Source organism: Neobacillus bataviensis LMG 21833, from assembly GCF_000307875.1.
In the GTDB taxonomy this organism is placed as follows: Bacteria; Bacillota; Bacilli; order Bacillales; family Cytobacillaceae; genus Neobacillus; species Neobacillus bataviensis.
In genome coordinates this window covers 1-538 of record NZ_AJLS01000197.1, presented here as the reverse complement: position 1 = coordinate 538, position 538 = coordinate 1, and the positions used below count along the sequence as shown (strand labels likewise).

Genomic DNA, 538 nt, shown 5'->3' with positions numbered 1-538 from the left:
TCATTGTAAAGTTCTTGAGGCGTTCCGATTTGTTCCTCGTAAGTGATGACTTGATTGAGTAGCCACTCAACTGTTGTAAGTCCAATAAGTCCAGCAATAATTCTAATAAAAATGAAAATAATCACACCACGAACAAGCTTCATTAGTTTTGTTCCTTGTACAAAGCGAATCGCTTGGTAAAGGAAAAAACTGACAATTGCAATATCTAATACGGCAATAGCAGCATTTTTTTGTTCAACTCCTTGTCCCATGACGTCAGTATCCTTGTAACCAAAGAACCAAACTAATAAGAAAGTGGCAACAGCACATACCGCAGTGGCAATCCAGAAGAGCATTAAGTTACCCGCAGGTGCATGATGCGTCAATGGATTAGAGATAAAGTTAGGAAAACCAATCAATGACCCTGAAAATCCAAACATTTGTAAGCCACCAAATCCGGCAATACCAGCACCAATTGCTGCACCAATTGAAGACATGATGAAGACACGAACATATTTCAAGTTAATTCCGTACATGGCAGGTTCAGTTACTCCACAAA

Annotated in this window: 1 pseudogene; it reads right to left on the bottom strand. The window is 39.2% G+C overall.

Annotated elements, in window-relative coordinates:
- Positions 1–515: pseudogene (locus tag BABA_RS27895) on the bottom strand (hypothetical protein); the annotation flags it as partial.
- Positions 516–538: the final 23 nt, after the last annotated feature.